At 74.5% G+C, this 24,214-nt stretch carries 13 protein-coding genes and 1 tRNA gene; 6 read left to right on the top strand and 8 right to left on the bottom strand.

Annotated features, from left to right (window positions below; translation table 11 throughout):
* Positions 1 to 83: 83 nt before the first annotated feature.
* Complete coding sequence (locus tag PV682_RS12090) at positions 84 to 1,094, top strand: LacI family DNA-binding transcriptional regulator (RefSeq protein WP_112476859.1); 1,011 nt, start codon at positions 84 to 86, stop codon at positions 1,092 to 1,094.
* 215 nt (positions 1,095 to 1,309) lie between these two features.
* Here PV682_RS12090 and PV682_RS12095 read toward each other — a convergent pair whose 3' ends face one another.
* The 7 genes from PV682_RS12095 to PV682_RS12125 all read right to left on the bottom strand — a co-directional run bounded on the left by PV682_RS12095 (position 1,310) and on the right by PV682_RS12125 (position 17,090).
* Positions 1,310 to 2,383 carry a class I SAM-dependent methyltransferase gene (locus PV682_RS12095; protein ID WP_319727757.1) on the bottom strand — a complete coding sequence of 358 codons (1,074 nt, stop codon included), beginning with the start codon at positions 2,381 to 2,383 and terminating at the stop codon, positions 1,310 to 1,312.
* Entirely contained in the window at positions 2,380 to 3,627 is a 1,248-nt protein-coding gene (locus PV682_RS12100; RefSeq protein WP_319727767.1) for a glycosyltransferase, read from the bottom strand. Before PV682_RS12100 ends, PV682_RS12095 begins: the two co-directional genes overlap by 4 nt.
* The gene (locus PV682_RS12105) at positions 3,624 to 4,427 is read right to left on the bottom strand and encodes an alpha/beta fold hydrolase (protein ID WP_319728926.1); all 804 of its coding nucleotides are present in this window, start codon (positions 4,425 to 4,427) and stop codon (positions 3,624 to 3,626) included. The genes PV682_RS12100 and PV682_RS12105 overlap by 4 nt, the downstream gene beginning before the upstream one ends.
* 9 nt (positions 4,428 to 4,436) lie before the next feature.
* The gene (locus PV682_RS12110) at positions 4,437 to 4,730 is read right to left on the bottom strand and encodes an acyl carrier protein (RefSeq protein ID WP_055719312.1); all 294 of its coding nucleotides are present in this window, start codon (positions 4,728 to 4,730) and stop codon (positions 4,437 to 4,439) included.
* Positions 4,727 to 9,457 carry a polyketide synthase gene (locus PV682_RS12115; protein WP_319727787.1) on the bottom strand — a complete coding sequence of 1,577 codons (4,731 nt, stop codon included), beginning with the start codon at positions 9,455 to 9,457 and terminating at the stop codon, positions 4,727 to 4,729. Before PV682_RS12115 ends, PV682_RS12110 begins: the two co-directional genes overlap by 4 nt.
* A gap of 4 nt (positions 9,458 to 9,461) precedes the next feature.
* The gene (locus PV682_RS12120; RefSeq protein ID WP_319727794.1) at positions 9,462 to 16,061 is read right to left on the bottom strand and encodes an SDR family oxidoreductase; all 6,600 of its coding nucleotides are present in this window, start codon (positions 16,059 to 16,061) and stop codon (positions 9,462 to 9,464) included.
* Between the two features lie 450 nt (positions 16,062 to 16,511).
* Positions 16,512 to 17,090 carry a TetR/AcrR family transcriptional regulator gene (locus PV682_RS12125; protein ID WP_055720004.1) on the bottom strand — a complete coding sequence of 193 codons (579 nt, stop codon included), beginning with the start codon at positions 17,088 to 17,090 and terminating at the stop codon, positions 16,512 to 16,514.
* 130 nt (positions 17,091 to 17,220) lie between these two features.
* On the opposite strand from PV682_RS12125, the gene PV682_RS12130 reads away from it, so the two are divergent.
* Positions 17,221 to 18,642 (top strand): MFS transporter, encoded by a 1,422-nt coding sequence (locus tag PV682_RS12130; protein WP_319727814.1) that lies wholly within the window; start codon positions 17,221 to 17,223, stop codon positions 18,640 to 18,642.
* A gap of 45 nt (positions 18,643 to 18,687) precedes the next feature.
* A tRNA-Pro gene (locus PV682_RS12135) sits at positions 18,688 to 18,761 on the top strand.
* Positions 18,762 to 18,851: 90 nt separating this feature from the next.
* Here PV682_RS12135 and PV682_RS12140 read toward each other — a convergent pair.
* Positions 18,852 to 19,694 carry a siderophore-interacting protein gene (locus PV682_RS12140; RefSeq protein ID WP_319727821.1) on the bottom strand — a complete coding sequence of 281 codons (843 nt, stop codon included), beginning with the start codon at positions 19,692 to 19,694 and terminating at the stop codon, positions 18,852 to 18,854.
* A gap of 137 nt (positions 19,695 to 19,831) precedes the next feature.
* Between PV682_RS12140 and PV682_RS12145 the strand changes: the two genes are divergently transcribed.
* Genes PV682_RS12145 through PV682_RS12155 form a run of 3 tightly spaced genes read left to right on the top strand, consistent with a single transcriptional unit; the run spans position 19,832 to position 24,113 of the window.
* Positions 19,832 to 21,661: an ABC transporter ATP-binding protein gene (locus PV682_RS12145; RefSeq protein WP_319727835.1), complete on the top strand. Its 1,830-nt coding sequence runs from the start codon at positions 19,832 to 19,834 to the stop codon at positions 21,659 to 21,661.
* Complete coding sequence (locus tag PV682_RS12150; protein ID WP_319727844.1) at positions 21,658 to 23,418, top strand: ABC transporter ATP-binding protein; 1,761 nt, start codon at positions 21,658 to 21,660, stop codon at positions 23,416 to 23,418. Before PV682_RS12145 ends, PV682_RS12150 begins: the two co-directional genes overlap by 4 nt.
* The gene (locus PV682_RS12155; RefSeq protein ID WP_319727854.1) at positions 23,415 to 24,113 is read left to right on the top strand and encodes a TetR/AcrR family transcriptional regulator; all 699 of its coding nucleotides are present in this window, start codon (positions 23,415 to 23,417) and stop codon (positions 24,111 to 24,113) included. The genes PV682_RS12150 and PV682_RS12155 overlap by 4 nt, the downstream gene beginning before the upstream one ends.
* The last annotated feature ends 101 nt before the right edge of the window (positions 24,114 to 24,214 follow it).

Below are 24,214 nucleotides of genomic sequence, written 5' to 3' on the forward strand. Positions count from 1 at the left end.
GCTGATGGAGTGGGCCTGTCAACGGGATGGAGGCGCTGATGTGCGGCTTTGACAACGCGTCGGGCGAATGGAACGGTCCACGCATGAGACCGCCCACCATCCGTGACGTCGCCGACCGGGCCGGGGTGTCCAAGTCGCTGGTCTCCCTCGTGCTGCGCGGCGCGCCCCAGGTCCGGCCCGAGAAGCGCGAAGCCGTGCTGGCGGCGATGCGCGACCTCGGCTACCGGCCCAACGCCGCCGCGCGCAGCCTCAGCGAACAGCGCACCCGGACGGTCGGGGTGCTGCTGAACGACCTGCGCAATCCCTGGTACGTCGATCTGCTGGACGGGCTCAACTCGCTGCTGCACGCGAGCGGGCTGCACATGCTCCTCGCCGACGCGCGGCTGAACCGGCGGGTCGGGCAGGACCTCGCGGACCCGTTCCTGGCCCTTCAGACGGACGGACTCGTCGTCGTCGGGACATTTCCCGAGGGGACCGCTCTCGACGCCGTGGCGGGCCGTATGCCGGTCGTCGTGGCAGGTGCGCGGGAGGCGGTGCCGGCCGGGGTGGACGTCGTCGCCGCCGACGACGAGAAGGGGGCGCGGCTCGCGACCGAGCATCTGCTGTCCCTCGGGCACCGGCGGATCGCGCACGTCGCCGGGTACGGGGCCGTGGGGGAACTGCGGCGGGAGGGGTACGAGGCGGCCATGCGTGCGCGCGGGGTCGATCCGGTGGGGCTCGGGCTCGTCGAGGCGAGCGACATGACCGAGGAAGGCGGCTACCGGGCGACCGTGCGGCTGCTGAGCCGCGCCGAGCGGCCCACCGCCGTGTTCGCCGTCAACGACATCGCCTGTGTGGGGGCGTTGTCGGCCGCAGAGGAGATGGGGGTGCGGGTGCCGGGGGAGCTGTCGGTCGTGGGGTACGACAACACGAGCATCTCCCGGCTGCGGCATCTGTGGCTGACGACCGTCGATCCGGCGGGGCGTGAGGTGGGGCGGGAGGCGGCCCGGTTCCTGTTGGACCGGCTGGCGGGGGAGCGGGGGGAGGGGCGGGTGCGGCTGGCCGTGCCGGTGCTGGAGCGGAGGGGGAGTACGGGGCCGGTGGGGCGGGGGTAGGGCGAAGCCGGCGGCGGGGCGGGTCGGTCGAGGAGGCCGTCGCCGAGTGCCGCACGGTCCTCGAAGGACTGTGCGCGGCGGGGGTCCTCGCCGACGACGGCGGCGTGGTCGTCGTACCGCGCCGCCGTGTTCCTCGACGGTGAACCGGGACTGGACCGGTACGGGGTGGGGCCGTCCGTGTGCCCGTCGTCGGGGTGCGGGGCGGCTCGTGCGGGTCACTCCCGGCGCGCGACCACCCGGTACGCGTTGCACATCCGCCACCGCCGCGCCAGCGGGCGTACGGCGATCCGGTCGAGGACGGTCGCCGCGAGCAGGGCCGGGATTCCCGCCACGAACACGGCGGTTCGGGTCGCCCGGCGCAGCAGGCCCGGCGGCTGCTTCAGCCAGGGCGTGTTCTCGGGCGGCGAGATGTGGCCCAGCGCCAGCCACACGGCGGCCACCAGGTCGACCGCCTCATGGGGCTCGGTGTGCTCCTCGGCGACCACGGTGAACCCCAGCTCCGCCAGCCGGTCGCGCAGGTTGGCCACCGGCATGAAGTGCAGGTGCTGCGGCTGGAGCCAGGGCAGCCACCACCGCCCGAGCACCCGCGACAGCCGGCTCTCCGCGTCGGGCACCTCGATCAGGAGGTGCCCGCCCGCCCGCACCACCTGCCGCGCGGCCCGCAGCTCCCGGTCCGGGTCGGTGCTGTGCTCCAGGTAGTGGAACATGCTCACCACGTCGTACTGACCGGCGAGTTCGTCGGCGAGCGCGGGGAAACTCCCCCGGAAACCGCGCTCCACGCGGTTCTCCCGCTCGGCGATCTCCACCCCGTCGGTGAAGTCGAGCCCGTCGAAGACCGTGTCCGGCAGCAGTCCGTCACGCACCGCCGCGCAGAAGTGCCCCTGCCCGGTCCCGACGTCCAGCCACCGCTTGGGCGCCGGATCGTGCGCGGTCATGGAGCGGGCCCGCCCCAGGTAGGAGGTGTCCCGCCCGTCGAAGAGGTCCCCGAGCTGCTTCTCGCCGAGCCCGTCGTAGAAGTCCCGGTAGTAGAACTCCAGGCCCTCGGGGGTCAGTTGGGGGTTCTGGAAGGTGTGCCCGCACGTCTCGCAGCGGTCGAGCACGAACCGCCCCGGCTTGTGCTGCAACAGGTCGGTGGTCCGCAGCCGGGTGCTGAGCAACTCCCCGCCGCACCAGGGGCAGTCGGCGCGGCGCGGTGCGAAGAACCGCTCCGTCCCGTCCGCCAGGTCCCGCTGGTAGCGCGGCCTCAACTCCGCGATCCACCGCTCCCGCTCGTCCTTCGCCTCACTCACGCACGACTCCTCTCGGCAAGCTCTTCGAGATGGACGGCGGCGGCGTCCGCACCCCCGGCCGCCCGGAACGCCGCCCCCACCCGCGCGGCCCGCGCGCGGTACGACGGCTCGTCGAGCACGGCGTCCAGCGCCGCCCCCAGCGTCCGCGCGCCGACCCGCCCGAACCGCACCCGCACCCCGGCCCCGGCGGCCACGACCTGCCCGGCGACCAGCGGCTGGTCGTCCCGGATGGGCGCGACGACCAGCGGCACGCCGTACCAGAGCGCCTCGCACACGGTGTTGTGCCCCGCGTGGCACACGACGGCGTCGACTCCCTTGGCCAGCAAGGCGATCTGCGGAACGGACGGCACGAGCAGCACGTTCTCGCCGGACTCGCCGCCCAGCACGCCACCGGGGTCGACCACCACCGCCTGGAGCCGCGCCGCCCGCTCGCGCACCACGTCCCGGCACACGGCGAGGAACCGCTCCCCGGCGTCGGTGTTCGCCGTGCCGAGGCTCACGAGGACGGTCGCGCGGTCCGGGTCGAGCCACTCCCACGGGAACCCCTCGTCGCCGGGGCGGTCGCCGACCGACGGCCCCACCCAGCGAACCGACCCGATGTCACCGGCGAGTTCGGGCGTGCTGAACCCGATGACGAGATGCGGCGAGAAGCGGGGGTCGGCGGTCCCGGACGCGTCCCCGACGGCCCGCCGCAGCGCGCCGAGCCGGGCCTCGATCCACTCCCGCACCTTCGGCAGACCGGCCAGCGGGTCCATGAACTCGGCCGTGGTCGTCGCGGACGTCGCCCACGGCACCCCGGCCCGCTCCGCGACCAGCGCCCCGGCGAACGCCTGCTGGTCGGCGACGACCACATCGGGGCGGAACACCTCCACGGCCCGGCGCACCCCGGGCGCCATCGCCTCCGCGAGGGGGAGCAGGAACCGTTCCCACAGGAACTTCAGCGCCTCGGGGCCACGGATCCCGGGCGGTCGGTGGGAGAGCGCTGTGCCGGTGCGCAGGAGGTGCGCGATGCCGTTCCCGGCCTCGGTGCCGGTGCCGGTGCCGGTGTCGGCGAGGTGCGGCGCCCCGCCCTCGTCCTCGCAGCCGAACACCACCGCGTCCGCCCCCGCCAGCCGCCGCACCAACTCCCGGTCCGGGCACACCCAGGCCACCCGGTGCCCCCGGGCCGCGAGGCGCGCGGCGACGCCGACGGCCGGGTTGACGTGGCCCGTGAGGGGCGGGACGACGAAGAGGAAGCCGCTCACCGGGCGGTCACCGCCGCGCAGGTCCCGGCGATGAGGGACCGGACGTGCTCGCCGACCGTGGCCGGGGCCTCGACGAGGATCGAGTGCTCGTGGCCGGGCAGGATCACCGTCCGGCAGTCGGGCAGCAACTCCGCGAGCCGGGGCGCGAGTTCGGCGACGTCGGACTCACCGCCGTACAGCGCGAGGACCGGGCAGGACACCGACGCGATCTGATGGTCCGTCAGGATCCGGCTGGCGGGGATGTCCTGGCCGAGCGAGGTCTCACGGGCCAGGCGGGCGGCGCCCCTCGCGAGGCGGGCCACGTTGTGGCCCCGGTGCGCGGCGATCCACGTGATGGTGTCGGACTCGTTGTGCGCCAGCTCGTGCACGACCCGCCCGAGGATGCGGCGCAGCTTCGACGCCCAGGCGGGCGTGGCCGGTTCGGACTCGATCAGACTGAGGCTCGCGACCCGCTCCGGATGCCGCACGGCGTACCCGAACGCGATCGTCCCGCCGTAGGAGTTGCCCACCAGATGCACCGGCCCGGTCACCCGCAGCCGCTCCAACAGGGCTTCCAGATCAGTGATGTTGTCGTCCAGGGAGTACCCGCCGGGCGGCCGGTCGCTGCGGCCGTGCCCACGCAGGTCGTACATGATCACATCGAGCCCGTCCGCCGCGAACGAGGGCGCCACGGTGAAGTAGTAGCTCGCGAGACTGTCGGTGAGCAGCCCGTGGACCAGTACGACCGTGGCGCGCGAACTCCGGCTGCCCCGGGGCCCGATGCGCTGGACGTGCAGCCGCAGCGCGCCGGTGTCGACCATCGACACGGGTCAGCCCTCCTCGGCCGCTTTGAGACCGAGCACGACGTACTCGACGAGCCGCCCGACAGTGAGCTCGATGATCTCCTCGAACTCCATCCCGGCCAGGAACTCGGCGAAGTTGATCCGCTCGCCGTACCGCTCCTGGAGGAGCCCGGCCAGCGTCACGAGGTCGATGCTCTCCAGCTCCAGGTCCCGGTTGAAGGACGTCTCCATGCTGATCTCGGCGTCGTCGACGCCGTACTCGTCCTCCAGGAGGCGGGCGAGCATGGCGGACACGTCGGCGAGAACGGTTTCCTCGTTCATCGGGCCTCGTACTCCTCTTCGTTCGCGTGTCCCGTCGTCCAGGCCACGACGTACTCCCGCGCCGGCAGGCCCGGCGGGTTGGCGGCCGGTGCGCAGTGCACCGGGTAGGCGCGCTCCAGGCGGCCGGATACGGTCAGCAGGTCGCCGTCCGGGGAGACGTCCAGGACCGTGAACTCCCGTGGTCTGCCGCCGAGTCCGGTCCCCTCGGCCTTCGCGACCGCCTCCTTCGCCGCCCAGAACCGGGTGAACCACAGCGCGCGCGAGCCCACCGAGCCGTCCACCAGGCCGTCCAGCAGCCGGAGTTCGGCCGGGGCGAGGGCGGCGGCCTCCGTCTCCGGGGTCCGTTCGGTGACTTCCTCGATGTCGATGCCGGGTCCCGGGCCCGCCCGGCGCCGCCGGACGATCGCGGCGCCGGCTTCCGCGCAGTGCGCCAACGACACGTCCAGCGCGGGCAGTTCACGCCCGTGCACGCCCACGACGTACGGCCGGCCCAGGCCGTCGTTCTCCACGCGCAGCTCCGCCGGGAACACCGGGCCCTCGCCGTGCTCCCACAACCACCCGCGCACCGCGTCCTTCACGGCGATCCGGCCCAGCAGCCACTGCCGCCGGCCGCGCGGGGCGTGCTCGGCGTAGCGCGAACGCTCCACTCCGCCCAGGGAGTTGCGCATGATCAGATCCCGCGAGGCAAGGTCCGGCCAGCGCTCGTGCACCAACGTCCAGCCACCGGGGCGCGGTTCGGAGAGCGTGTTGCGCTCCGGGAAGCGCTCCACGGGGCGGGTGCGCGGGTCGTTGTCGAAGCGGCGGTCCTGCCAGCCGGTGATCTCCGCCCAGGGCGTGCCGTCCACGGTGAGCTCGACGTCCGCCTCCAGGACGGTGTCCGTGAGCGCTGTGATCCGTACCAGGCAGGCGACTTGGGTGCCGGGGGAGGGGTGGGGGCCGTGGAAGCGGATCTCCCGGATGCCGACCGGGAAGACGACCGTGCGCTCCGTGCGGGTCGCCATGATCCAGTAGCCGAGGAGCTGACCGACGTTGTCCAGGAGGGCGCCCGGGGCCGGTGGGGTGGTGATGACGCCCCGGACATGGCGGTCACCGATCGCGGTCAGCTCGGTGACGCCCTGGAACGCCGGGCCGTGGAACATCCAGCGCTCTTCGTAGAGTTGGGCCGCCGTGTGGTCCGGGACGCGTTCCGGGACGGGCGGCGTGCCGCGAGGGGCGGGGGGCGGGTAGGCGGGGGCCACTTCCACGGTGGCGCGGGCGCGGGGGCCGAAGGAGACCGCCAGGCGGTTCGTGGCCCGGGGGGCGACGGTCACCGGGACGTCGACGGCGGGGGTGGCGGTGAGCCATTCCTCGAAACGGGCGTCGTGGACGGCCACGGGCAGGAGGCCGGGGCGGGCTCGGACGGCCGCGTCCAGCATGTGGTGGACGATCGTGGTGGCGGGGACGACCGGCCAACGGTCGGAGATGTCGGGCCAGTCGGGGCGCTGGGGGAAGAAGCAGTGGTCCAGGAGGTAGGGCATGGCGTCGGGGGAGACGCGGACCGTGGTGTTCCGCGCCGGGGCGGAGACGGCCCTCATCAGGGCGCTCGCCGTATCGGCCGTCTCCCGCAGGAGCGCGCCGAGTTCGGCGGCGATCGGCAGGTCGGGGGCGAGCGCGGACAGCGGGTCGGAGGCGGTCGGGCGCAGGACGGGGCGGGCCTCAGGGGGGAGGGAGACGAGGGCGCCGCTCAAGTCCAGGCGTACGGGGGCTGGTCGGGGGCGCGCGGGCTCTGTCGTGATTCGGTCGGGCTCTGTCGTGGTTCGGTCGGGCGAGTGTCGTCGGGGCGGGAGCGCCGGGATCACCTGCGCCCCGGCCGCCCACAACGCCGCCGCCACGCGCCGGAGTTGGGGAAGTCCGTCGCGGTGCGGGGAGTTGGCCGCGACCGTGAGATGGTCCTTGGCGCCGAGGGTGTCGTCCACGAGGGAGCCGAGGCGGCCGGGGCCGACCTGGACGAAGACGTGGTGACCGGCCTCGTACAGGGCCTCGGTCAACTGGCGGAAGCGGACGGGCTCCAGGAGGTGGCGGACGAACAACGCCCGTACCGCGGCCGGGTCGTCGGGGAAGGGCGACGCTGTCGTGCCGGACCAGAGGGGGACCGTCGGGCGGCGCAGGCGGAAGCGGTTCGCGGCCTGTTCGATGGGGGCGAGGTGGGGGCGCAGCATCGGGGTGTGGAAACCCGAACGGAACGGCAGGACCTGGCTGATGACACCACGGGCCCGGAAGGCGCGGACGAACTCCTCGACCGCCGCGTCCGGACCGCACACCATCGACTGGCCGGGCGCGTTGTCGTGCGAGAGGACGACGTCCTTGTGCCCCGACTCGGCGATGGCGTCCAGGACTTGTCCGGCCGGCGCGCCGATCGCGCCGAACGCCAGGCCCGGCACGGTCAGCGAGGCGGGGTCGAACTCGGCCATGAACGCGTCTGCTTCGGCCCCGTCGTACAGGCCCGACGCGACCATCGCCGTCCACTCGCCGACGCTGTGCCCGGCGACCGCGTCGGGGACGATGCCGGTGCGGCGCAGGGCCGAGTCCAGGAGGCGGCTGACGGCCACCACGTCCAAGCCGTGCCGGCCGACGTCGTCGACCTGGTCGCCGGGGGCGGGGAGCGCGGGGAGGCCGAAGTGGGCGGCTACGTCGTCGACGTGCGGGGTGAAGTCGACTTCGAGGCCGGGGAAGAGGAAGGCCAGCTTGCCTCCGGCTGCGTCTCCGTCTCTGCCGAGCAGGGGAGTCGGGCGGAGCCAGACGTCGTTGCGGCCGTTCCAGGGGCGGGACTTGGCGGCGGCGCGGCGGGCCAGGGCCAGACGTTTGGCGGTGGGATCGACGACGGCCAGGCGGGCGGGGCCCGCGGTGGGGTGCGGGCGGGCGGGGTCGAGGCCGGTCGCCAGGAGCGTGGCGTCGTCGGCGTCCAGAAGTGCTGCTAGGGCGACGGGGGTTGGGGCCGCGAGGAGGAGGATGCGCTCGGGCTCGACCACTTGGGCGGGTCGGGCGCGGTCGGTTGGACGCGCCGGGGAGGGGATGCTCGTCGGGGCGGTCGGGGCGGTCGGGGCGGTCGGGGCGGTCGGGGCGGTCGGGGCGGTCGGGGCGGTCGGGGCGGTCGGGGCGGTCGGGGTGCGGAGAGCCTCGCTGTGCCCGTTCGCCCCGGTGCCTGCGACTCCGTGCCCGTTCGCCCCGGCGCGTTCACCCCCGCGCCTGTTCACCTCTGTGTCGGCAACTCCGTGCCCACACCGCGGAGTTGTCGGCGAGCCCAGCGGCGCCTGCTCCAGCACCACATGCCCGTTGATCCCCCCGAACCCGAACGCGTTCACCGCCGCCCGTCGTACCTCGCCCTCCCACGGCTCCGCCTTCTCCAGCGGCCTGAACCGGGTCCGTGCCAGCGCGGGATGCGGGTCGTCGCAGTGCAGGGTCGGCAGCAGCACGCCGTGATGGACGGCCAGCGCGGCCTTCACCAGCCCGGCGACCCCGGCGGCCGGCATCGCGTGCCCGATCATCGACTTGACCGACCCGATGACGGCACCCGAGTCGTCCGAGCCGTCCGAGGGGCCGCCGAACACCTCGGCCAGCGTGGCGAGTTCGGCCCCGTCGCCGGCGGGGGTCGCCGTGCCGTGCGCTTCGAGGAGGCCCAGGGAACCGGGCGCCGACGGGTCGAGGCCGGCGGCCCGCCAGGCCTGGCGTACGGCGCGTGCCTGGCCGCCGGGGTCGGGGTTGACGAGGCCCGACGCGCGCCCGTCGCTGGAGATGCCGGTGCCCCGGATCACGGCGTAGACCCGGTCGCCGTCGCGTTCGGCGTCGGTCAGCCGCTTGAGGACGACGACGCCGGTGCCCTCGCCGATGAGGATGCCGTCGGCGTCGCGGTGGAAGGGGCGGATGCGCTCGGTGGGGGAGAGGGCGCGGAGTTGGGAGAAGACGCTCCACAACGTGATGTCGTGGCAGTGGTGGACACCCCCGGCGAGCATCATGTCGCAGCGCCCGGACGCCAGTTCGCCCACCGCCTGGTCGACGGCGACCAGCGAGGACGCGCACGCCGCGTCCACCGTGTACGCAGGCCCGCGCAGGTCGAGCCGGCTCGCGACCCGCGACGCGGCGAGGTTGGGCACCAGCCCGATCGCCGCCTCCGGACTGTCGGGCCCGAGCCGCTCGGTGAACGCCGCACGTACGCGGTCGAGTTGGCCGGCGGACAGGTCGGGCAGCAACTCGCCGAGCGTGCGCACGAGTTGGCCCGCCGTCCGGACCCGCTGATCGAGCCGGACCAGCCCGGGAGTGAGGTAGCCGCCCCGGCCCAGGACGACGCCGACCCGCTGCCGGTCGGGCAGCCGTGCGGCCCCGCCCGCGTCGTCCAGCGCGGCGGCGGCCACGTGCAGCGCGATCAGCTGGTCCGGTTCGGTGCCGCCGACCGACGCCGGCATGATCCCGAACCGGGTCACCTCCACCTCGGCGAGCCCGTCCACGAACCCGCCGCGCCGGCAGTACACCCGGTCCGCTACGGCCGGTTCGGCGGCGGTGCCGGGGCGGTAGTAGTCGGCGTCCCAGCGCCCGGCGGGCACCTCGCCGATCGCGTCGACGCCGTCGCGCAGGTTCCGCCAGTAGGTGTCGAGGTCGGGAGCGCCGGGGAACAGGACGGACATGCCCACGATGGCGACCGGGACCTGACGACCGGTCGGATCGGCGGCGTCCTCGGGGCCTCTGAGATCCACCCCGTCACCAGCCCGACGCCGTGTGCACGACCGCCGTCAGCGACGGGTCGCCCCACGCCAACTCCCGCAGCAGCGCGGCCGTTCCCTCTTCCGGGTCGATCAGCGCGACCCCGCGCCGCGCGTACTCCCGCGCCAACTCCGGCCCCACCATGCCCCCATGGGAGGCGTCGGGCGCCCACGGCCCCCAGTGCACGGTCAGCGCCCGCGACCCCGTACGCGCCGCCCACGCCGAACCCAGCGCCTCCAGCGCGTCGTTGGCCGCCGCGTAGTCGACCTGCCCCCGGTTGCCCAGCACCGCCGAGATGCTCCCGAACAGCACGGTGAACGACGGCCCGCCGGGCAGCTCCTCCAGCGCGGTCAGCAGGGCGTGCGCGCCGAGCGCCTTCGTCGCGTACACCCGGCGGAACGACTCGGGGCTCTTCTCCGCGATCAGCCGGTCCTCGATCACCCCGGCGGCGTACACCACCCCGTCCAGCCGCCCGTGCTCGGCGTGGATCTCCTTCACCGCCTGCAACACGGCTTCGGACTCCCGGAAATCGACGCTCCGGTACCGAACGGCACTGCCCAATGCGGTCAGTTCGGCCAGCGTCGCCCTGATCTCCCGCTGGGCGAGCAGGAGTTCCGCCTCCCGGTTGACCTCCGTGAGGCTCCCGCCCCGCGCGGCCAGGACGGCCCGCAGCTCGGCCGGGGTCCGCGCGGCGGCCGTCGCCTCGTCCTCGGGACCGTCCGGCACGGGCGTACGGCCCAGCAGTTCGAGCCGGCACCGCGAGGCCCGCGCCAACGCGAGGGCGCACTGCGCGGCGATCCCCCGGGCCCCGCCCGCCAGCAGGACGACGGCGTCCCGGTCGAGCCCCAGCGCGGCGGCCTCCGCGGCGCCGTCCCCGGCGGGACCGGCCCCGGTGCTCCCGAGCGCCCCGAGCGGCGCCTCGGCCAGCTCGAACCCGTGCCGCCCGACTGCCCCGCACACCACGGCGGGTGACGTGTCGTCGGCCAGGATCTCGCCGATCACCGTGTCGGCCACGTCCTCGTCGACGTCCACCACCCGCGCGACCGTCCCCGGGTACTCCCGCGCCACGCTGCGGAACAGCCCGCGCAGCCCCACCGCGTCCCCGTCCACCGGCCGCACCGCCACCAGCCACCGGGGCTCCCGCGCCAGCGCCGCCTTGAGCACCGCGAAGGCGTCCGGCAGCACCGGCACCCCGTCGGCCGCCCCCAGATAGACCACCCCGTCCACCGGGCCGTCGGCCTCGGTCAGCAGGTGTTCCATGTCCCGTACGGTCACCTCGGCGCCGTGCGCCGCGAGCCGGTCGGCGATGCCGGAGCCCTCCTCGCCGAGCAACACCCAGCGCGTGCCCGCGAGATGGGACGGCGGATGGTTGCCGGTGTCGAGCAGGACGGGGCGCAGGACGAGCCGCCTGGGTGCCTGACCGGTCACCGGTTCCCGCTCCTGGGCGGGTTCCTCGGCGGCTACCGGTCCCGACAGGCGCGAGGTGAGCCAGTCGGTCACGGCGGCGGCCGTACGCGCCTTCGTCAGCTCCTCCAGCTCGTCGTCCGCCAGGCCCGCGAGGTCGGTCGAGCCGCCGAGGCGGCGGGCCAACTCGCCCGCGATCTCGGCCCGTTTGATGGAGTCGATGCTGAGGTCGGCCTCCAGGTCGAGGTCGGGCTCGATCATGTCGACGGGGTAGCCGGTGCGTTCGCTGATGATGTCGAGGACCACTCGGCCGACGTCCACGGCCTCCGGGGCCGGCGCGTCGACGGGCGCCGTCTCGACGGGCGTCTGCGGTACGGGAGTTGCTTCGAGGACCGGCAGGGGCGGCGCCGCCGGTCTCTCCACCGGCCCCGCGCCGGACCCGAAGTACGTGAGCAGCACGTCCCGTTGGGCCGCGATCATCTCCCGGCTGGTGCGCAGGAACTCCGCGATGAGGGCGTCCTGACCCTGATGGGGAGTGGTCGTCACGTTCGCCTCCGAGGAATCCAGGGACAGGGGGGAAGCCGGGGAGCCCGGCAGCTGTGCCACACGCCGGGCCGGTGTCAGCCCGCCGGACACCGGCTCGCCGTCGGCGGTCCGCACGAGCTGTCCGTCGACCGTCCAGCCGGGCCGCTTCGGCGCCGGGGTGCGTACCGCGTCCACCGCGCCGCGCCCGCGCAGCAGCCACCCGGCCCGCACCGGCACCCCGGCGAGGGCGAGTTGGGCGAGCGCGTCGAGCCAGCCCCGCAGCCCGCCGCCGGGGCGCGGCTCGCAGGCGACCGTCCGGTGCGGGCGGTCCCCGAGCACCTTCCCGGCCAGCCGCGTCAGCACCGACCCCGGCCCGGCCTCGACGAAGACGCGCGCACCGGCCTCGTACATGGCCTCGATCTGGTCGGCGAAACGGACGGGGGAGCCGATCTGGGCGGCGAGTTCGGCGGGGACCGTGTCGGCGGAGCCGTAGGGGGCCGCCGTGCGGTTGGCCCAGACGGGGAACTCCGGGTCGTGGAAGGCGTGTCGGGCCAGGACCGCGGCGAAACGCGGGCCCGCGTCGGCGACGAGGGGGCTGTGGAAGGCACAGGCCACCGGGATGCGCCGGGCGGTGAGCCCGGCCTCACGCAGCAGCCGCGAGGCTTCGGCGACAGCCTCGGTGGGGCCCGAGATCACCGTCTGGTCCGGCGCGTTGAGGTTGGCGAGCACCACCTCGCCCGCCTCGCCGAGGACCTGGGCGACCGTCGCCGCGTCGGACGACACCGCGGCCATCGTGCCCGGGTCGTCCCCGGCGGCGGCCAGGATCGCCGACGCCCGCTCGCCGCTCAACTCCAGCAGCGTTTCCGGGGAGATGACCCCGGCGGCCGAGAGGGCGACCAGCTCGCCGTAGCTGTGTCCGGCCGCCATGTCGGGGTGGACCCCGGCGGCCGTGAGGAACGCGTGCGCCGCCAACCCCGCCACACCCAGGGCGGGTTGGGCGACGCGGGTGTCGGTGAGGGCGGCATTCTGGCGGTCGCGGGTGGTGTCGTCGAAGGCCGTGGGCGGGTACATCGTCGGGGCGTGGGCCCGGCCCAGGTCCAGATAGTGGCGGAGTTCGGGGAAGGCGATGAAGAGGTCGGCGAGCATGCCGGGGCGCTGGCTGCCCTGACCGGGGAAGAGGAAGGCGACCTTGCCGCCCACCGGGGACACGCCGGCCGCCTCCGCCGCGCGCGCCTCCTCCAGCGCCTCCCGCAACCCCCGCACCAACTCCCCGGTATCGGACGCCACCACCGCGAACCGCACCGGCTCCTCGCCCGCGTCCGCCCGCCGCGCCGCACTCAGCGCCAGGTCCCGGAGCCGCCACGGCCCCTCGGCGGCCTTCAGCAGCTCCTCCACGCCCCGCCGGGCGGACGCCACATCGCGCCCCCGGAACAGGAACAGCTCGGCGGGCCACTCCTCGGCCCCCCGCACCCCCTCGTCATGAGCGGCGAGCACCACATGGAAGTTGGTCCCGCCGAACCCGAACGCGCTGACCCCGCCGATCCGCCGGCCCGCGGGACCGTCCCAGGGCCGGGCCCCGGTCGACAGCGCGAAGGGGCTCTCCCCTTCCTTCCAGGCCGAGTTGGGGGCCTTCACATGCAGGGTCGGCGGCCGGACCCCCGTGTACAGGGCGAGCGTCGTCTTGATCAGCCCCGCAAGACCGGCCGCGCACTTCGTGTGCCCGATCTGCGACTTGACCGACCCGAGCACACAACTCCCCGGCGCGGCACCCGCGTCGGCGAACACCTCGGTGAGGATGGACAGTTCGGTCCGGTCCCCGACGACCGTCCCGGTGCCGTGCGCCTCCACGATCCCGACGTCGGCCGGTGACACCCCGGCGCCCCGGTACGCCCGCTCCAGCGCGGCCCGCTGCCCCTCGGGGCGGGGTGCGGTCAGGCCCAGGGAGCGGCCGTCGCTGGAGGAGCCGAGTCCCTTGACGACGCCGTAGATCCGGTCGCCGTCGCGTTCGGCGTCGGCCAGCCGCTTGAGGACGACGCAGGCGACGCCCTCGCCGAGCGCGATGCCGTCGGCGCTGGAGTCGAAGGCGCGGGAGCGGCCGGTGGGGGAGAGGGCGTGGACGGAGGAGAACAGGGCGTAGTCGTTGATGCCGTTGTGCAGGTCGGCGCCGCCGCACAGCACGACGTCGCTCGTCCCGGACAGCAGTTCCTTGCAGGCGACGTCCACCGCAGCGAGCGAGGACGCGCAGGCCGCGTCCACCGTGTAGTTGGCACCGCCGAGGTCGAGGCGGTTGGCGATGCGGCCCGAGATGACGTTGGCGAGCATGCCGGGGAACGAGTCCTCGGTGAGGCGCGGGAGCTGGCCGTCCAGGGCTTGGGGGACCTCGCCGTAGTACGAGGGCAGGACGGAGCGCACGGTCGCCGCGTTCGACAGGTCGCTGCCCGCCTCCGCGCCGAACACCACCGAGGTGCGCGAGCGGTCGAACTCCCGCCCCCCGTCGCCGTATCCGGCGTCGTCGAGCGCGCGCCGGGCGGCCTCAAGGGACAGCAGCTGGACCGGCTCGACGCTGCCGAGGGAAGCCGGCGGGATGCCGTAGCGCAGCGGGTCGAAGGGGATGCGCGGCAGGAAGCCGCCCCACTTGGAGTCGGTGGACGTGCCGTGGTGGACGGCGGGATCCCAGCGCTCCGGGGAGACTTCGGTGACCGCGTCGACGCCCGCGACGACGTTCGCCCAGAAGGAGGGCAGGTCAGGCGAGCCGGCGAACATGCAGGCCATGCCGACGATCGCGACGTCCAGCGGCGCCGGTGCCGGAGGCTCGACTGCCGTGGGCGGACTGACCCGTTCGGCGAGGAAGGCCGCCGCGCCGGTCGTCACCGAGGCGTGCAGCGCGGCGATCGTCGTCGTCCGGGAGCGCAGCACGGCCACCTCGCCGGCCATGAACATCCCCTCGGCGAGCTGCCGTCGCTCGTCCACGGACGCCAGCGCCCCGTCCTCGTCGCGCTCGACGCCCTTGCTGGCGATGCGCAGCCGGCCCACGTTGAGCCGCTCCAGCCGCTCCCACACCTCCCGCTCGGGCAGCCCCCGCGCACGCAGCCGGGCCGCCTCCTCGCGGTAGCCGTCCGCGAACGGGCTCGGCACGCACCGGGTGGCGTGACCCGGCGCCGACTCCAGCAGCGTCGTCGAATCGGCGGCCAACACCCGCTCCTGGAACAGGGGTTGGATGGCCCCCTCGCTGATGGCCTCCTCAGTGAAGAGGTACGCCGTCCCCATGAGGACGCCGACCGCCGCGCCCCGCGCGGTCAACGGGCCCGCGAGGGCCGCGACCATCGCCGCCGACCGCTCGTCGTGCACCCCGCCCGCGAAGAACACCTCCACGTCGGAGACGTCCCCGAAGTCCTCCAGAACCGCCGACTGGGCTTCCCACAGCGGGAATGCGGCGCGCGGACCGACGTGGCCGCCGCACTCCGCGCCCTCGAACACGAACCGCCGGGCACCCGCGTCGAGGAACTGCCGCAGCAGCTCCGGCGACGGCACGTGCAGGAACGTCCGGATGCCCGCCTCCTCCAACGCCCGTGCCTGGGACGGACGTCCGCCCGCGATGATCGCGTGGGTCGGCCGGGACAGCCGTACCGCCTCCAGCTGGGCGGCGCGCAACTCCTCCGGCGCGAAGCCCAGCACGCCGACGCCCCAAGGGTGTTCGCCCACCGCCTCGCGGGCCTGCGCGAGCATCGCCCGTGAGCGCTCGCCGTTCGCCAGGGCCAGCGCGAGGAACGGCAGCGCCCCGCCCTCGGCCACGGCCGCCGCGAACGCCGCCCGGTCGCTCACCCGCGTCATCGGCCCCTGGGCGACGGGCAGGCGCGTCCCGAGCGCCCGGCTCATCGCCGAGTCCGGGCCCAGCGTCCGCACGAGCCCGCCGTCGCGCAGGGCCGAGCGCACCGCACCCCTCAACTCCCTTACCGTGCCCCGCACATCGCCCCAGCGGTCGGCGAACCGGGCGGCGAGGAAGCCGTCCTGGCCCACCGGGAGCCGTACGCCCCGGCGTTCCACGGCGCGGACGCCGTCCGTGACGGCCGACTCGGAGCCGTCCAGGGTGCGGACCAGAGAAGCGAGCCGGTCGGGTAGCGACGATTCGGCCAGCAGGGCCAGTTGGGAGTCGAGGACGACTCCGGCGGCGCCGCCGGCGACCGCCGCTGCGGCCGTACGCGGTCCGATTCCGCCGCAGGCCCACACCGGTACGCCGACCTCGGACAGGAGCTGCTGGAGGAGCACGAACGTGCTCAACTCGCCCACCTGGCCGCCGGATTCGCAGCCGCGCGCGATCAGGCCGTGGGCGCCGCGCGCGACAGCCGCTCGCGCCTGCGCGAGGTCGGTGACCTCCGCGAGCACCCGGTGGCGAGGCGACGCCTCCCACCTGCGGCCCGGGGCGAGGACGATCGTCACGTCGCGGTCCGGGAGGTCCGCCGCGGCGAGGCGGCAGTGCGGCCCGATCCGTAACCCGACCGGCGCCCGCCGCACCCGCTCCAGGGCCTCGCGCGCCGTGCGGTCGCCGTCGCCGAGGTCCAGGATGCCGAGGGCGCCGGACCGGGCGAGGGCGAGAGCGAGTAAGGCGTCGGGCCGGCCGAAGGGAGTGATGCCGATGATCAGGTCCTCGGGGCGCACAGCGGGCGTCATGTCTCTCCAGAATCAACGCTTCGAGGAGGAAACCGCACGGTGGGGGTGCGGGGAACAGCGGGGAAAAACGGCAGGGCCGGACAACGGCTTCCCAGGCCACGCCATTCGGGCAGGGCTCACCGGGGAAACACCGGTCTGTCTTTCGACGCGCGTGCGTGAATCGCTGGAAAGGTAGTGCGGTTATTACTCGCGGGTCAATAAGCGCGCGGCCCCCTGATCGGCCGTCGAACCGATTCGGTCAGACGCAGGTCAGGGGGCAGCAGGGCGGAAAACGGGCCAATCGTGGTGCGGGCGGACGCCGTTCACGCCGGGCTCACGCCGCCGAAACACGGACGGTGGCGGGAAATGCGCTCGGATGGCCGCGCATGTCCGAAACGGCCCCTGGAATCGGGGCCGTTGATGACCGCAGCGGAAATTCCGCGTGGCGGTCCCGGTGTGACCAGGAAAGGGTCAGGCGGTCTTGCGGACTCCGTCCAGAGCGATCGACAGGACGCGCTCGCGCTGCGCGTCGCTCGGGAAGTAGGTGGCGGTGACGCCCGCGACCAGCCGCAGCAGGTCCGAGAACTCCATGTCGCCGCGCGCCTCGCCGGCCTCCTGGGCGCGGACGAACAGCGGGCCGCCCGACGCGTACAGCGACTCGCGGCAGGCGTCGAAGATCTCCGACTCGTCCTCCAGCGCCTCGCGCACCGCGCGCTTGGTGACCATGTACGCGGTGAACGCCTCCAGCCAGGTGACCACCGCGGGCCAGGGCGGGAGGTCGGCGACCTCGTCGGCCCGCTCGCACAGGGCGTTGACCTCGTCCGCGTACACGCTCTCGAACAGGGCGCGGCGGGTGGGGAAGTTGCGGTACAGCGTGCCGATGCCGACGCCCGCGCGGCGTGCGATGTCCTCCAGGGACGCCTCGGCGCCGTTCTCCGCGAACGCCTCGCGCGCGGCGGCGAGCAGGGCGTCGTAGTTGCGGGCCGCGTCCTTCCGGTGCGGGCGCTGGGCGGCGACGATCGCGGCGATGGGGTACGAGTGGGCGGTCACGGTGGCCTCCCTGGGCCGGTTCGACGAAAGCGGAGGTTCATCTCCGGTACGCCTTGAAGCGGAGGGTTCCCTCCAGTAGAGTGGAGGCGTTCCTCCACTTTATCAGTGCTTCTCGCCCGAGAGGTCCTCCATGCCTCGCACGTCCTCCCGCCTCACCTTCGCGGTCCTCGCGACAGGCGCGGGTGTGTTCGCCATGCTCCAGTCGCTCATCGCGCCCGCCCTGCCGACCGTGCAGCACGCCCTGCACACCTCGCAGTCCACGGCGACGTGGGTGATGACCGCGTACCTGCTGTCCGCGTCCGTCTTCACGCCGATCCTCGGCCGCGTCGGCGACCTGATCGGCCGCAAGCGCACGCTCGTCGCCGTCCTGGCCGCCGTCCTCGTGGGCTGTCTGCTCGCCGCGCTCGCCCCCACCATCGGCGTCCTCATCGTCGCCCGCGTCGTCCAGGGCGTCGGCGGCGCGCTCTTCCCGCTCTCCTTCGGCATCATCCGCGACGAGTTCGCCGCCGACGCCGTACCCGGCCGCATCAGCGCCCTGTCCGCCGTCATCGCCGCGGGCGGCGGCGTCGGCATGGTCGCCGCCGGGCCGATCGTCTCCGCGCTCGACTACCGCTGGCTGTTCTGGATACCGGTCGCGATCGTCGCGGGGGCCGCGGCCATCGCCGTGCGGTACGTACCCGAGTCGCCCAACAGGGCGTCCGGCAAGGTCAGTTGGCTCGGCGCCGTGCTCCTGTCCGGGTGGCTCGTCGCGCTCCTGCTGCCGCTCAGCCAGGCCGGCACCTGGGGCTGGGGCTCGGCCCGCGTCCTCGGGCTCCTCGGCCTCGCCGCCGTCCTCGCCGCCGCCTGGCTGTACGCCGAGTCCCGCGCCGCGAGCCCCCTCATCGACCTGAGGATCATGCGGCTGCCCGCCGTGTGGACGACCAACCTCGCCGCCCTCCTGTTCGGCGCGGGCATGTACGCGATCTGGTCCTTCCTGCCCGGCTTCGTCCAGACGCCCGCCAGCGCCGGGTACGGCTTCGGCGCCAGCGTCACCGCGTCCGGGCTCCTGATGCTGCCGATGCTCCTCGCGATGTTCGTCTCCGGCATGCTCAGCGCCCGCCTCACCCCGCGCTTCGGCTCCAAGGCCCTCCTCGTCACCGGCTCCGGGCTCGGCGCCCTCGCCCTCGGCTTCCTGACGCTGTGGCACGACGCGCAGTGGCAGATCGCCCTCGTCGCGGGCGTGTTCGGCCTCGGCATCGGGCTCGCGTTCGCCTCCATGGCGACCATCGTCGTGGCCAGCGTGCCGCCGGCCCAGACCGGCGCGGCCACCGGGATGAACGCCAACATCCGCACGATCGGCGGCTCGATCGGCGCGGCCGTCACGAGCGTCCTGGTCACCGGGCACCTCCAGCCGTCCGGCCTTCCCTACGGCAGCGGCTACACCCACGGCTTCACCCTGCTCGCGCTGCTCTGCCTCGCCGCGGCCCTCGCGGCGCTCCTCGTCCCGGCCACCCGCTCCGGCCGCCCCGCACCGCGCCCCGCTCCGGCACAGGCACCCGCTCCCGTGCGGTAAGGTTTACCTGCGTGTTCACGCGGTCACCGGCCGCGCGAACGGCACCGGGACGTGGCGCAGCTTGGTAGCGCACTTGACTGGGGGTCAAGGGGTCGCAGGTTCAAATCCTGTCGTCCCGACGGTGAAGTCCGGAGGCCGTGTCAGAGAGATCTGACACGGCCTCCGACGCGTTTCCGGGGACCCCGGGGGGCCCAGGGCACCGGGAGCCCTCACATGGCGTCGGCCCGGTCCGTCAGGTCGTCCTGCGTCAAGGCGTCGTCCTGTGTCAGGTTCCGCCGCCAGTAGCCCGCGAACGCCACCGCCGCCCGGTCCAGGCCGCGTTCGTCCACCAGGTGGCGGCGGATCGCGCGGACCGCCGACGCCTCGCCCGCGATCCAGGCGAAGAGCGGGTCCGCGGGGAGGCGGGCGGCGCGTATCGCGTCCGGCAGGAGCGGGGCCCGGTCGCGGTGCAGCCAGTGGATCTCCACCTCGCCCGGACTCTCCCAGCGCTGCTCCTCCGCCGACCCCGCGACCTGCGCGTACACCAGCGCGCGCTCGCCCGGCGCGAGATCCTCGACCAGCGCCCCGATGGCCGGCAGCGCCGTCTCGTCCCCGACGAGGAGCCGTACGGCGCCCGGGGCGGGCGTGCGGTGGTGCGTGGCGGCCGGACCGTACATGCCGACGGTGTCGACGGGCGCCGCGACCGTCGCCCAGCGGGAGGCGGGGCCGCGGTCGCGCTCCGCGCCGTGCAGGACGAAGTCGACCTCGATCCGGCGCTGTCCGGGCAGGTGGCGGCGGACCGTGTACGTCCGCATCCACGGCCGCCGGTGCTCCGGGATGGCCAGATAGCCCTGGTACCAGCGGGTCACGTCGGCGCCGTCCCGGGGCGGCTCGGGCAGTTCCACGGGGCCGCCGTCGCGGGCGAAGAACAGCTTGAGCTGCTGGTCGGGGGCTATCGGGACGAAGCCGGCGAGGCCGTCGCCGCCGAACGTGACCCGCCGCATGCCCGGGGTCAGGTCCTGTACCGAGACGACGTGCAGCGTCGTGGAGAGCAGCGCGAGCGGTCGGGTCATGCGGAGTTCCTCCCGGAGAAACCGATGGAGAGGGCCGATGGGAGCCCCTGGAGAAAGGGTAGCCTTGCTTATTAATGACGACCTGTTGCAAACTATAGCCGCCCGCTGAACCCCCGTTCCTCCCAAGGAGTTTCCGCATGCCCGACGAGTCCACCGCCGCTCCCGGCGCATCCCCCCCGGCGGGCACCGGCACGGCCGGCCGGGCCCCGGCCCTCGCCGAGCTCACCGCCGAGGTCAGACCCCGGGTCGTCACCGCCGCCGTCCTCGCGGCCGTCTCCGGTATCGCCTCCCTCGTCCCCTTCGCCGCCGTCCACCGGCTCGCCGTCGCGCTCTCCGGGAACGACCCGGACCGGCGCGAGGTGTGGACGATCGTCGCGGTGACGGTCGCCGCCGTCGTCGTCCAGTTCGTCAGCCACGGCATCGCCGTGTCCCTGTCCCACCGGGCCGACATGGACATGCAGCTGCGGCTGCGCCGGTCCATGGCCGAACGGCTCTCCCGCGCCCCCCTCGGCTGGATCTCCGAGCGCGGCGCCGGCCGCCTCAAGAGCACCCTCCAGGACGACGTCGAGGACATGCACTACCTCGTCGCCCACGCGCTGCCCGACTTCGTGGTCGCCGTCTCCACCCCGCTCGCCGCCATCGTCTACCTCTCCTTCGTGGACTGGCGGCTGATGCTCGTCTGCCTCGTCGGCATCCCCTGCTACCTGCTCGGACACCGGCTGATGATGAAGGTCGCCGGCAGCCGCATGCCCGCGATCGGCGCCGCGATGGGCCGGCTCAACAGCGCCGTCGTGGAGTTCGTGCAGGGCATCTCCGTGGTGAAGGCGTTCGGCCAGACCCGCCGCGCCCACAGCCGCTTCGCCGCAGCCGCCGACGACTACCTGGAGTCGTTCAGCGCCGCCAACGGCCCCATCATGCGCATCCAGTCGATCTCCACGGGCCTCCTGTCACCCGCCTCCACCCTGCTGATCGTCGCCCTCGCCGGCACCCTCTTCGTCGGCCAGGGCTGGGCCGAGCCGCTCGACGTCGTCCCCTTCCTCACCCTCGGCCTCGGCCTCGCCGCCCCCGTCCTCGTCGTGGGCCTCGCCGCCAACTCGCTGCGCTCCGCCCGCCAGGCCGCCGACCGCGTCGGCGAACTCCTCTCCGTGGCCCCCCTGCCCGAACCCGAGCACCCCCTGACCCCCGCCGGGAACCGGGTGGAACTGCGCGGCGTGACCTTCGGGTACGAACCCGGCACCCCCGTCCTGCACGACGTGAGCGCCACCCTCGCCGAGGGCACGGTCACCGCGCTGGTCGGCCCCTCCGGCTCCGGCAAGTCCACCCTGGCCGGCCTGCTCCCGAGGTTCGCCGACCCGGACAGCGGACAGATCCTCCTCGGCGGCGTCGACGTCCGCGACATCGCCGCCGACGAGCTCTACCGGCACGTCGGATTCGTCCTCCAGGACGCCCGGTTCCTGCGCGCCTCCGTCGCCGAGAACCTGCGCCTGGCCCGCCCCGACGCCACCGACGCCGAACTCGCCGACGTGCTCGCCGCGGTCGCCCTCGACGAACGCATCGCCCGGCTGCCGCGCGGCACCGACTCCGTCATCGGCGAGGACGCCCTGTTCTCCGGCGGCGAGGCCCAGCGCCTGTCCATCGCCCGCGCCCTGCTCGCCGACACCCCCGTCCTCGTCCTGGACGAGGCCACCGCCTACGCCGACCCGGAGTCGGAGGCGGCCGTCCAGCGCGCCCTGTCCCGCCTGGTCGTCGGCCGGACCGTGCTGGTGATCGCCCACCGGCTGGGCAGCGTTGTCGACGCCGACCGCATCATCGTCCTCGACGAGGGCCGCGTCGTCGAACAGGGCCGCCACGAACAACTCCGCACCGCCGGCGGCCTGTACGCCTCGATGTGGGCCACCTACCGCCGGCACACCGCCGCGGACCACGACGACGTCCGCGGCGCGGAGCAGATCGGAGCGAGGCCGTGATCAGACAGCTCTTCCAGGTGGTCGGCCCCGCCCTGCGCCGCCGCCTCGCCCTCCAGCTGGCCGTGCTCCTCGCCTACAGCGTCCTCCAGGGCGTGGCCTTCGTCCTGATCGTCCCGGTGCTGCGCCGGCTCCTCGCCGGGGACACGGACGCGGCCTGGCCGTGGGCCTGGGCCCTGACCGGCGTCGCCCTCGCGACCGCGGTCACCTACTACGTCCAGCAGATGCTCAGCTTCCAGGTGGCCCTCGCCGCCTCCCACCGCCTCTACCACCGGCTCGGCGACCACGTCTCCGCCCTGCCGCTGGGCTGGTTCTCCGGCGAACAGGTCGGCGGGCTCGGCCAGCTCGCCTCCCGGGGCGTGCCCCAGGTCAGGGGCATGGTGGCCCACCTGCTCCAGCCGCTGTGCACGGCGGTGGTGACCCCGCTGACCGTGGTGGCCGCCATGGCCTTCTTCGACTGGCGCCTCGCCCTGGCCACCGCGCTGTGCGCACCCTTCATGTACGTCACCTTCCGCTGGGCCATGAGCACGGTCGCGCGCGCCGACGAAGCCGCCGACCAGGCCGCCTCCGAGGCCAACGAGCGGGTCGTGGAGTACGTCCGCGCCCAGCCGGTGCTGCGCAGCACCGGCAGCACCGAGCGCGGCCGGGACCTGCTGGAGTCGGCGCTCGCCGAACAGGACGCCGCCGCCCGCCGCCAGTCCGCCGCCATGGCGCCGGGCCGCACCTCCTTCCTCGCGGTCGTGCACCTCGCGGTCGCCGCCCTCGTGGTCGTCGGCGCGGTCCTCGGCCTCGACGGCTCGGTGGACGTCGCCGAACTGGTGGCCCTGCTGGTGCTGGTGGTCCGCTTCGCCGAACCCGTCTCCGGCATGGCCGAACTCGGCGGCAGCCTGCGCGGCGCGCGCGGCGCCCTGGCCCGGATCGACACGCTGCTGGCCGCCCGCCCGCTGCCCGAACCCGAACGGCCCGGCCCGCCGCCGGCCGACTCCTCCCTGGAACTGCGCGACGTGCGCTTCTCCTACGAGGGCGCCCCCGGCGCGAAGGCCGACGCGAAGACCGTCCTGGACGGCGTCTCCCTGCGGCTGCCCGCGCGCACCACGACCGCCGTCGTCGGTTCCTCCGGCTCCGGCAAGACCACCCTGATCCGGCTGCTGGCCCGCTTCTGGGACGTCGACGACGGCGCCGTCCTGCTCGGCGGCACCGACGTCCGCGCCCTGGGCACCGACGCCCTCATGGACCACTTCTCGCTGGTCTTCCAGGACGTGTACCTGTTCGACGAGAGCATCCGCGACAACATCCGCCTCGGCCGCCCCGACGCGAGCGACGAGGAGGTAGAGGAGGCCGCCCGGCTCGCCCGGGTCGACGAGATCGTCGACCGCCTTCCGCAGGGCTGGGACACCCGGGTCGGCGAGGGCGGCACCGCCCTGTCCGGCGGCGAGCGCCAGCGGGTCTCGCTGGCCCGCGCCCTGCTCAAGGACGCGCCCGTGATGCTGCTCGACGAGGCCACCTCCTCCCTCGACCCGGCCAACGAGGCGGCCGTGCAGCAGACCCTGGAGTCCCTCGCCGGGCGGCGCACCCTGGTCGTCGTCGCGCACCGGCTCCAGACCGTCGTACGCGCCGACCTGATCGTCGTCCTGGACGCCGGGCGGATCGTGGAGAGCGGCACGCACGCCGAACTCCTCGCCCGCGGCGGCCGGTACGCCGACTTCTGGCACGACCGCGACCGCACCCACGGCTGGCGGCTCACGGAAGGCGCCCGGTGAGCGCACCGGACACCGGGGGGCGCCTGGGCAAACGTCCCGGGCGCCGCCCCCGGGTGGACCTCGGCCGCGTCGTGGACGCGGTCGCCGAGGAGGGGTTCCAGGGCATCACCGTCTCCTCGGTCGCCGAACGCCTCGGGGTGCGCTCCTCCACCCTGTACCGCTACTTCGCCACCCGCGACGACCTGCTCGCCCACGCCGTGGACGCCCAGTTCGCGTGCGCCGAGCAGCCCGCCGGGGCCGCCGAGTGGCGCGGCTGCCTGGAGGCGCACGCCTGGGCCCTGTGGGAGGTGTACGCCCGCAACCCCGGACTCGCCCAGGCGGTCACCGCGCTCCCCGTGACCCCGCCCGCGCTGACCCGGCGGATCGACGCCGCGGCGGTGCACCTGCTCGACCTGGGGTTCGCCCCCGAGGACGCGGTCCTCGCCGTCGACGTGATCGGGGAACTCACCCTGGACACCTTCCTGCTGGGGCGCATCGCGCAGACGCGGCCCGACCGGTCCGCCACCCCCGCGCCGGACCGGCGCACCCGGGTCGCCGCCGCCGCTCCGCTCCTCGACCCGCGGCTGCGCGGGCTGATCGAGGAGGTCGTGACGGCGGCGCCGCGCGCCTGGTTCGGCCGCAAGCTCGCCCTGGTCCTCGACGGTCTGCGGGCCCGGGCGCCGGCCGGGCCCGCAGACTCCACGACCACCGTGTGAGGGAAGGGCCGGGAGCGGGGCGGGCGCCTGGGCCTCGCCCGCCCCGCTCCCGGCCCGGCCAGGGGTGGTGGCACCGGAGCCGTGGGCGGCCCCGGCGCCAC

Source organism: Streptomyces niveiscabiei, assembly GCF_033794345.1.
Classification (GTDB): Bacteria; Actinomycetota; Actinomycetes; order Streptomycetales; family Streptomycetaceae; genus Streptomyces; species Streptomyces niveiscabiei.

Bases quoted from the DNA above. Each gene is read 5' to 3' on its own strand.
- PV682_RS12140 (WP_319727821.1), bottom strand. From the start codon at position 19,694: ATGACCCGACCGCTCGCGCTGCTCTCCACGACGCTGCACGTCGTCTCG.
- PV682_RS12105 (WP_319728926.1), bottom strand. From the start codon at position 4,427: ATGGTCGACACCGGCGCGCTGCGGCTGCACGTCCAGCGCATCGGGCCC.
- PV682_RS12130 (WP_319727814.1), top strand. From the start codon at position 17,221: ATGCCTCGCACGTCCTCCCGCCTCACCTTCGCGGTCCTCGCGACAGGC.
- PV682_RS12120 (WP_319727794.1), bottom strand. From the start codon at position 16,061: ATGACGCCCGCTGTGCGCCCCGAGGACCTGATCATCGGCATCACTCCC.
- PV682_RS12090 (WP_112476859.1), top strand. From the start codon at position 84: ATGAGACCGCCCACCATCCGTGACGTCGCCGACCGGGCCGGGGTGTCC.
- PV682_RS12110 (WP_055719312.1), bottom strand. From the start codon at position 4,730: ATGAACGAGGAAACCGTTCTCGCCGACGTGTCCGCCATGCTCGCCCGC.
- PV682_RS12145 (WP_319727835.1), top strand. From the start codon at position 19,832: ATGCCCGACGAGTCCACCGCCGCTCCCGGCGCATCCCCCCCGGCGGGC.